This is a genomic window from Janthinobacterium sp. UMAB-56, from assembly GCF_900095265.1.
GTDB lineage: Bacteria > Pseudomonadota > Gammaproteobacteria > Burkholderiales > Burkholderiaceae_D > Janthinobacterium.
The window spans coordinates 78,588-85,784 of record NZ_LT607657.1 but is presented as its reverse complement, the minus strand read 5'-3'; the positions used below and the strand labels follow the sequence as shown (position 1 = coordinate 85,784).

8 protein-coding genes and 1 pseudogene are annotated in these 7,197 nt (G+C 58.8%); 3 read left to right on the top strand and 6 right to left on the bottom strand.

Annotation, left to right across the window (positions count from 1 at the left end; all coding sequences use genetic code 11):
- Positions 1–491 (top strand): annotated as a pseudogene (locus K0F85_RS28780) (alpha/beta hydrolase); the annotation flags it as partial.
- A 105-nt stretch (positions 492–596) separates the two neighbouring features.
- On the opposite strand, the gene phaP reads toward K0F85_RS28780, so the two are convergent.
- The 6 genes from phaP to K0F85_RS14440 form a co-directional block, all read right to left on the bottom strand.
- Entirely contained in the window at positions 597–1,235 is a 639-nt protein-coding gene (gene phaP / locus K0F85_RS14465; protein ID WP_219116694.1) for a TIGR01841 family phasin, read from the bottom strand.
- Between the two features lie 281 nt (positions 1,236–1,516).
- Positions 1,517–1,852 (bottom strand): hypothetical protein, encoded by a 336-nt coding sequence (locus K0F85_RS14460; RefSeq protein WP_219116693.1) that lies wholly within the window; start codon positions 1,850–1,852, stop codon positions 1,517–1,519.
- Between the two features lie 26 nt (positions 1,853–1,878).
- Positions 1,879–2,250, bottom strand: a complete 372-nt coding sequence (locus K0F85_RS14455; RefSeq protein WP_219116692.1) for a VOC family protein — start codon at positions 2,248–2,250, stop codon at positions 1,879–1,881.
- A gap of 132 nt (positions 2,251–2,382) precedes the next feature.
- Positions 2,383–3,654, bottom strand: a complete 1,272-nt coding sequence (locus K0F85_RS14450) for a YncE family protein (protein WP_219116691.1) — start codon at positions 3,652–3,654, stop codon at positions 2,383–2,385.
- A gap of 55 nt (positions 3,655–3,709) precedes the next feature.
- Complete coding sequence (locus K0F85_RS14445; protein ID WP_306984887.1) at positions 3,710–4,603, bottom strand: creatininase family protein; 894 nt, start codon at positions 4,601–4,603, stop codon at positions 3,710–3,712.
- A 654-nt stretch (positions 4,604–5,257) separates the two neighbouring features.
- Complete coding sequence (locus K0F85_RS14440; RefSeq protein ID WP_219116690.1) at positions 5,258–5,560, bottom strand: HNH endonuclease; 303 nt, start codon at positions 5,558–5,560, stop codon at positions 5,258–5,260.
- Between the two features lie 238 nt (positions 5,561–5,798).
- Here K0F85_RS14440 and K0F85_RS14435 point away from each other — a divergent pair, with 238 nt between their 5' ends.
- Complete coding sequence (locus K0F85_RS14435) at positions 5,799–6,197, top strand: response regulator (RefSeq protein ID WP_257572780.1); 399 nt, start codon at positions 5,799–5,801, stop codon at positions 6,195–6,197.
- A 66-nt stretch (positions 6,198–6,263) separates the two neighbouring features.
- Positions 6,264–7,184 (top strand): diguanylate cyclase, encoded by a 921-nt coding sequence (locus K0F85_RS14430; RefSeq protein WP_219116689.1) that lies wholly within the window; start codon positions 6,264–6,266, stop codon positions 7,182–7,184.
- Positions 7,185–7,197 lie beyond the last annotated feature (13 nt).

The following is a 7,197-nucleotide window of genomic DNA, read 5'->3' as shown; positions in this document are numbered from 1 at the left end:
TAGGCCTGGCCGGTCCCTACGATTTCCTGCCCATCGAAAACATCACCACCCGGCCCGTTTTCTTTTACCCGGATACGCCCGCCGCTTCGCAGCCCATCCATCACGTGACGGCCGAAGCCCCGCCCGCCCTGTTGATCGCCCCCCTGCCCGGCCAGGATAAGCTGGTCAATCCGCAACGCAACACGGGAGGCCTGGCCACCGCCCTGCGCGCACTGCAACGCCCCGTGACGGAAACGTATTTCGACAAGGTCAGCCATACCACCCTGGTCGCCTCGCTGGCCAGTCCCTTGCGCAGGCTGGCCCCCACGCTGGACGCCGTGAGCGCCTTTATCGACGCCAACAGCAAGGTAGACACCGTGCTGACAGCTGACAGGGCCAGCGACACGGACGTGCGGAAAATCCCCGACATGCCGCTACGTGCCGCAACGGCGCAGAGTGCCACCACGCAGGCCGTCGCCGCGCGCGCCAACGGCAAAACGCCCGCCCCCTGAAGGACATGTGCTCTGCCCGGACGCACGATGCGACACCGGCTGAGCGCAAGGCCCGGTCCTCGCGATACAAGTTCAGCTAACGTTCAGCCGCCCACAGCAGTCCGTTTACTCTTTACGGCTGGCGCTGCTGCTCTTGCCTTGCGCGGAGCCCGCTTGCGATGCGCTGCCGCTGGCCGAGTTTTCGCTGCCGGCCGACTGCCCACTACCCTGCTGGCTGGCGCTTTGCAGGCTATGACCGTCACGGCTAGGCGCGCCGCGCTGTTGCTCGCGGTGGGCGCCATTTTGATGGTGGGCCTGAAACGGTTCAGCGATGCGCTGCATGGCTTCCTGCTGCTTGCGCACGTTTTTCTCCGTTTCTTCCGAAGCCATGCGGGCCGCTTCCTCGGCCAGGGCCTTGGCAGTACGGCTCGTTTCATTCACATGCCGCTCCGCCACGTTGGCCAGTTCGACCTGCGTATCGGCCGCCAGGCGCGATAGCTGTTGCTGGTACTTGCGCAGATGTTCGGCGGCTGGCTGGCCCGCTGCTGCCGCCACCTGGAGCACATCTTCAATGCGCTCGACCGTCAACAGGTTCTGGCTGGCAACCGTGCTTTCTTCCAGCAAGCCTTGCGCCAGCTTCATGTTCAGGTCACTGAAGTGCTGCATCAACTGGAACAACGACTTCGACAAACCATTGAAGAAGGCCAGTTGCGCTTCCATGTGGTTTTTGGCGGCAGGGGTAATACTACGGGAATATGGATACATGGAGTTCCTCATAAAATAGCGGTTGGGTGGACATCAACACAGATGGCGACACCACCGGCTGTCGAACGGCGAGGCAGACGACCGGGCTGCGCCACGAAACGCGAAAAACACATCCGATTGGTGGAGAGATGCTTTGCAACGCGAGTCTCAAGGCTACGTGAGCACCGCTGGTGAGGGATGATCTGGATCAAAGGTGCGCCAGGCAGCGCAGAAAGTTTTGGCTGGACGGCTTGCCTTCGGCAAACGTCAGTGACGGAGAGGGAAATCTGTTTCAGGCACGCTCAACAAGCGGTGCCCGCGCCCGGCACGACGGGCTTGTAGCCATGGCTGCGCAGCGAGGCTTCCAGCCAGCGGTTGCCATACCAGCCACGCGCCAGCAGGTAAGTGAGTTCCGCGGCGGCCATCAGCAGCATCATCGGGCCGATGCGCAGTTCGGTGGCCAGATGGCTGCCAAACCACAGGCAGGCATCCATTGCCAGCATGAGCAGCAACAGCCACCAGCGGCGCTTGGCAACGGCCCAGAACGAGCCCAGAAACAGGGCAGGCCACGAAAAACCCGCTTTGACATAGGCATAGTGGCCCGCATCGTCGGCAAACAGGGTGGCGCTGTGCTTCATGCGGCTCTCTTGGGAAATGACCGGTGTCAGGGTTCGGGATGGTGACAAACGGCTTCGACATTGTGACCGTCCGGCCCCAGCACGAAAGCGCCATAGTAATTCGGGTGATACTCGGTACGCAGGCCTGGGGCGCCGTTATCCTTGCCGCCCGCTTCCAGCGCGGCTTTGTAAAACGCGTCCACCTGGGCACGCTTATCCGCCGCGAAGGCGAGATGCATGCCGGCATGCGGCGCGCCGCCCACGCCGAACCAGAAATCGGGCTTGCCATCCTTGCCCAGGCCAACCCAACCCTGCACTTCCATCACCACCGACACGCCCAGGGGCGCCAGGGCAGCCGAAAAGAAAGCCTTGCTGGCCTGTGCATCGCTGACATTCAAACCGATGTGATCAATAATCATGGTGGCGCTCCTTTGAGGGTATGGGCAGGAAACACAGTATGCGCCGACATTGCTTTTTAAGCAATCAAAACTGGCAATCCGCTACAGTTGCTCCAGTTGCCCCAGTTGCTCCAGGGAGCGCCAGCCGCCTGCCTAGCGCAAATTGCCAGTATGACCGAGCGAATAGCGGCCCGGTTGCGGCCACACCGTCAGACCGTGCGGTTCCTGGCCAACTTTCACCTTGGACACGTCACCGCTGTTCGTATCGATGCGGTACACCACATCGTCGAAACGGCCGGACAGCCACAGGTATTTGCCATCGGCGCTCACATTACCCATGTCGGGGCTGCCCCCGCCGGGGATCGGCCACTGCGACACCACTTTTTCGGTGGCAAAATCGATCACGCTGACGCTGCCCTTGCCCTTAGGCTTGCCGTGGATGCGGTGCGTGCCGCGGTTGGCCACGTACAATTTCTTGCCGTCGCGGCTAGGGTACAAGCCGTGTGCGCCCACGCCCGTCTGGATGAAGCCGATTTCCTTCAGGGTGGCGCCATCGACGATGTGCACGCCGTCGGCGTCCATGTCGGCGATATAGAATTTCTTGCCGTCCGGCGAGATGCGTATGTCTTGCGGCATGCCCTTCTTGACGCTGCAGATTTCATTTGCCGGGCCACCCACGGGGCCGGACTCGGCAAAGCGCTTGGCCGGCATCTGCAATTTCAGGTAACCGTCGACCTTGCGCCCCACCAGGTCGATCTTGGCGATGGTGCCGTCGAACTCGCAGGTGAACATGGCGTAGCGGCCGTCATTCGAGAAATCGGCATGGTTGATGCCGCCGCACTGGGGCGTGTCGATCGAATACTGCACTGCCATGGTCTTCGGATCGCGGAAATCGAGGCGGTGGCGCGCTTCGGCCACGACGATGGCCGATTTTCCGTCCGGCGTGTAATACATATTGTAGGGATCATCGACGGGCACTTCCTTGCCCGGCTTGCCGCTCAAAGGATCGATCGGCGTCAAACTGCCCTTGTCCGTGCGTTCGGCGTTGTTTGCCACCCACAGGGTACGCAAGTCCCACGACGGCACCACGTGCTGCGGACCGCTGCCGACCTTGAACTTGTCGACCACTTTCAGGCTGTCCTGGTCGATCACGTAGACATCGTTTGAGCGCAAATTGGGCACGTAGACTCTGCGCAAGTGGTCCTTGACGACGGGACTCATATTGCTGTTGGCAATGCTGCCGTACACGTTTTTCGGGTCCACCAGCGGCGGCATGCCCGGCAGCGGCGCATAGGCGGCCGCCGGCGCGGGGGCGGCAGCGGCTGGCGTGCTGGCGCCGATAACCTGGCTGGCCACGCCCAGGCCTGCCAGTGCGGCTGCCAGGACTGACAAGGTGACGATGGGGCGTCGTTGAGATTTTTTCATGTGATTTCGCGTCGTTTCGTTGCAAAAGCCGGAAGTTCAGCACTTCCAGCGGAAATTATTGAGTACCTTGCAGCAGTTGCTTGATTGCGGCCACCGAAGTGTCCACCTGCAGCTTGATGCCGATCTGGCCCAGTTCAGCCGTGGCGCGCGTGGCGTCGCCGCGCACGCCGTCGGCCACGCCCGGCTTGGGGCCGTGGGCCATGGCCTCGCTGCGCACCAGCGACGGGTCCGTCGCCAGCATCAGCGCCGCATCCGCCAAGCCCGCATGCAAGCCGATCTCGGCGCTGCTGTGGCCGCGCTTTTGCAGTTCGGCAATATAGGCCGATTGCGTGATGTCATAGTAGTCGAGCAAGGCATACGCGCGCGCATCTTTCGCCGAGGATGCTTTGCCCCAGGCGCGATTGAGCTTGTTGGCCACATTCTGCTCATTCTTTTGATAACCGCCATGGTCGCCGAGGAAAATGATGTTGCGGAACCCATGCTGGCGCAGGCTGGAGGCCGCCCCTTCCAGCACGGCTTCGAAGGCGGCCGGCGGTATCGAGATGGTGCCGGTAAAGCGCATGTGGCCGGCAGGTGGCGAAATACTGCCTTCCGGCACGTAGGAAACGACGGGCGCAACGATGGTGTTGCCCAGCTTTTGCGCGATCTGGCGCGCCAGCAAGCCGGCGCGCACATTGTGCTTGCCCAGCGCGATATACGGCCCGCTCTGCTCGACGCCGCCAATCGGCACCAGCACCGTGGTGGCGCCGTGGTCTATGCGACTGCGCAACTCCGTGCTGGTCAGTTCTTCCAGCATGACACTGCTGCTGGCAGGCGCGGCTGCCAGGGCAGACGCCGCCGGCATCAGGCACAACAGGGTCAGGGCAAACAGGGAAGCGCATGGCTGGGACAGAATGGCGCGCGCGCGTGGCGCCAGGGGTGCATTCGGCAGATGGAACTGCAGAGTCATAAGCAAACATCTTTCCAAGGTCAAAGCGTGACACCGTGCCTGGCCTTGCCATGCAAGCTGGCTGCCACGCAGGAATTGTATTCCATCATGGCGGGAACGGCACGTTAATTTGGCGCGCTGCTTTGCAAGGAATTGACGAGGGGAAACTATCTATCAGACCGTTGTCGCGTTGCCCCCGCCCCCCCTCGCCATCAAGGGCAGTCTCCTTGCGTTTCTCGGCATAGGCCTTGAGTGAGCGCATCGTTCGGGAAAGCCGCTGCCGGACTTGCTTGGCAACGCCTGGCCCGCACAGAAAGGCAAGCGCGCCAGTGAACCACACGCGGTATGGGAAATTGCTGCCCTGGCCGAACGAGAGTACATTTCAGAAGCTCGAAAACGCCTTTCAGAAATGTCGGGCCAGCGCCCTCCCGGAGTGAAGCGCTTCTTCTGTTGTTGCGGGCCGGCGCGAAAATAGTATCCGGGGCCCTACAACCTCGACCTTTCTTTTGATACTACGACGCCCGCCCTCGCTACCGGGCTACGCCTGCTCAGGGGCAAAAGCGGACGGTGCCGGTTGGTGCCTTGAATCGCTGCTGGTCGCCAAGCCGCTGCTGATCCATAGTTCTTGGCAAATGATTTCCGCCAAGTTATAAACTGTCTCCAAAACCTCGATTTTCAGCGCGGGAGTTTATACCGTACCAGCAGCGTCGGTCCTTTTCCGCCGGGTGGCGTCAGCAGTATCTCGTCCTCCGGCTGCATCTCTTCATACATCACCGTGCAACAGGTCGGCATCGAGTGGCCGCGCGCAGGATACACGCCAACGTCGGTGTGCAGGTTCGCAGCGCGTACGTCCACGCTGGACTTGCCGGCCTTTCCTTCTTCTTGCAGCAGCTTGCGCAGTGCGGTGACGAAGTCCCCTTTGCTGAGCCTGGCAGGTGCCTGGTTTGCTTGCGGGCGAGCGCTTGCGTCGTTTTTCATGGCAGTTTCTTTCAATGAGTACATACCCGCCACTATATCATTCGCCCCTAGCGGCATCACGCCAAAATAGACGCTCGCGCGGGCCGCCGAATGGATCGCCACCAGTCAAATGACGCCTGCCGGTCCCTACGGATTTTAATAGTTCATATAAGGCAACTATTAAAATCGCTAAAATTTTTGCTATGCGTACAAAATTGTGTAGTACAGTAAATTCTCAACGAAAAGTTTGGGAAAACGTATGCCTGAGCCTGTAGTGCTGAGTGTATTTATCATTGATGACAATGAGACAACTCGCGCCATATTACGTATGATCATTCAGGGCGAAAATTATCACGTGATCGGTGAAGCCAATAACGGGATTTCAGGCCTGGCACGGGCACGGAGATTGCGCCCTGATATTGTCTGCCTGGACATCGAAATGCCAGACTCCAATGGCTTGGATATCCTCATCGAAATCAAACAAACGTTGCCGAATACCGCGGTATTAATGGTGACTGGCAATAATGACCGAGCAACCATCGTCACGGCTATCCAACGTGGGGCCAGCGGCTTTATTTTAAAACCATTCAATTCTGGTGTTGTTCTCGACACTCTGAATAAAGCCGCCGCGTTCTTAAAATCACATCTCAAAAAATAGCAATTAACAGAATACAGCACGTGCTGGCCATGGGTTTCGTTTGAATGCCTTCTTGAGTAATGGGATATGAACAGTTTAGCTGAAGAGCAAAGTCGGATTCTGATTATCGACGATAGCGTCACTTCCATACGGTTGTTAAGCGCGATATTGAAGGACCTGGGTCGAATCTGGTTTGCCACCAGTGGCGAAGCCGGCATCGCGCTGGCACGCGAGCATCAACCACAGGTCATATTGCTGGACGTGGAAATGCCGTTGATGAGCGGCTATGAAGTATGCAAGTTGCTCAAGGAAAATTCTGATACGCGGGATGCCTCCATTATTTTCATCACAGCACGATCGAGCATGGAGAGTGAAATCCAGGCTTTAGAAGCGGGCGCCGTCGATTTCATTACCAAGCCATTGAACCAGCCCGTCGTCAGGGCACGCGTGTGCACGCAACTGAACGTGCAGCGTCAGGCGCAAGCATTGATCCGCCTGGCCAACCGGGATGGTCTGACCGGTCTTTTTAATCGCCGCTATTTCAATGAAATGATCGCATTAGAATTCTCACGCCATCAACGACAGGGCCACTTTCTTGGCCTGGCCTTGATCGATATCGACCACTTCAAGGCATTCAATGATGGCTACGGTCATTTGAACGGGGACACTTGCCTAAGCATGGTGGCGCAAACCATCGCATTGGAAACAAAGCGCCCAGGAGAAATCGTCGCCCGCTACGGCGGAGAAGAATTTGTGGCTATTTTGCCGCATACGACCCTGGAAGATGCGAGCAAATATGGCGCGTGGTTGTGCGAAAAAGTTGATGACTTAAAGATTCCTCATCAGTTTTCCTCCTGCGCCAGTGTCGTCACGATCAGTGTCGGTGTGGCAGCCTTGGTGCCAAGCGAGAATAGTACGATTCGAGATCTTATCAACGCGGCGGATCAGGCGCTGTATCGCGCTAAAGCGGCTGGTCGAAACAGGGTCGTCGCATCAGATTCTGCATAATGAAAAGGTTATT

What these genes read in the sequence shown, in the direction of transcription:
- K0F85_RS14440 (WP_219116690.1), bottom strand. Translation starts at nt 5,560, where the DNA reads ATGAAAAACGACGCAAGCGCTCGCCCGCAAGCAAACCAGGCACCTGCC.
- K0F85_RS14460 (WP_219116693.1), bottom strand. Translation starts at nt 1,852, where the DNA reads ATGAAGCACAGCGCCACCCTGTTTGCCGACGATGCGGGCCACTATGCC.
- K0F85_RS14435 (WP_257572780.1), top strand. Translation starts at nt 5,799, where the DNA reads ATGCCTGAGCCTGTAGTGCTGAGTGTATTTATCATTGATGACAATGAG.
- K0F85_RS14450 (WP_219116691.1), bottom strand. Translation starts at nt 3,654, where the DNA reads ATGAAAAAATCTCAACGACGCCCCATCGTCACCTTGTCAGTCCTGGCA.
- K0F85_RS14455 (WP_219116692.1), bottom strand. Translation starts at nt 2,250, where the DNA reads ATGATTATTGATCACATCGGTTTGAATGTCAGCGATGCACAGGCCAGC.
- phaP (WP_219116694.1), bottom strand. Translation starts at nt 1,235, where the DNA reads ATGTATCCATATTCCCGTAGTATTACCCCTGCCGCCAAAAACCACATG.
- K0F85_RS14430 (WP_219116689.1), top strand. Translation starts at nt 6,264, where the DNA reads ATGAACAGTTTAGCTGAAGAGCAAAGTCGGATTCTGATTATCGACGAT.
- K0F85_RS14445 (WP_306984887.1), bottom strand. Translation starts at nt 4,603, where the DNA reads ATGACTCTGCAGTTCCATCTGCCGAATGCACCCCTGGCGCCACGCGCG.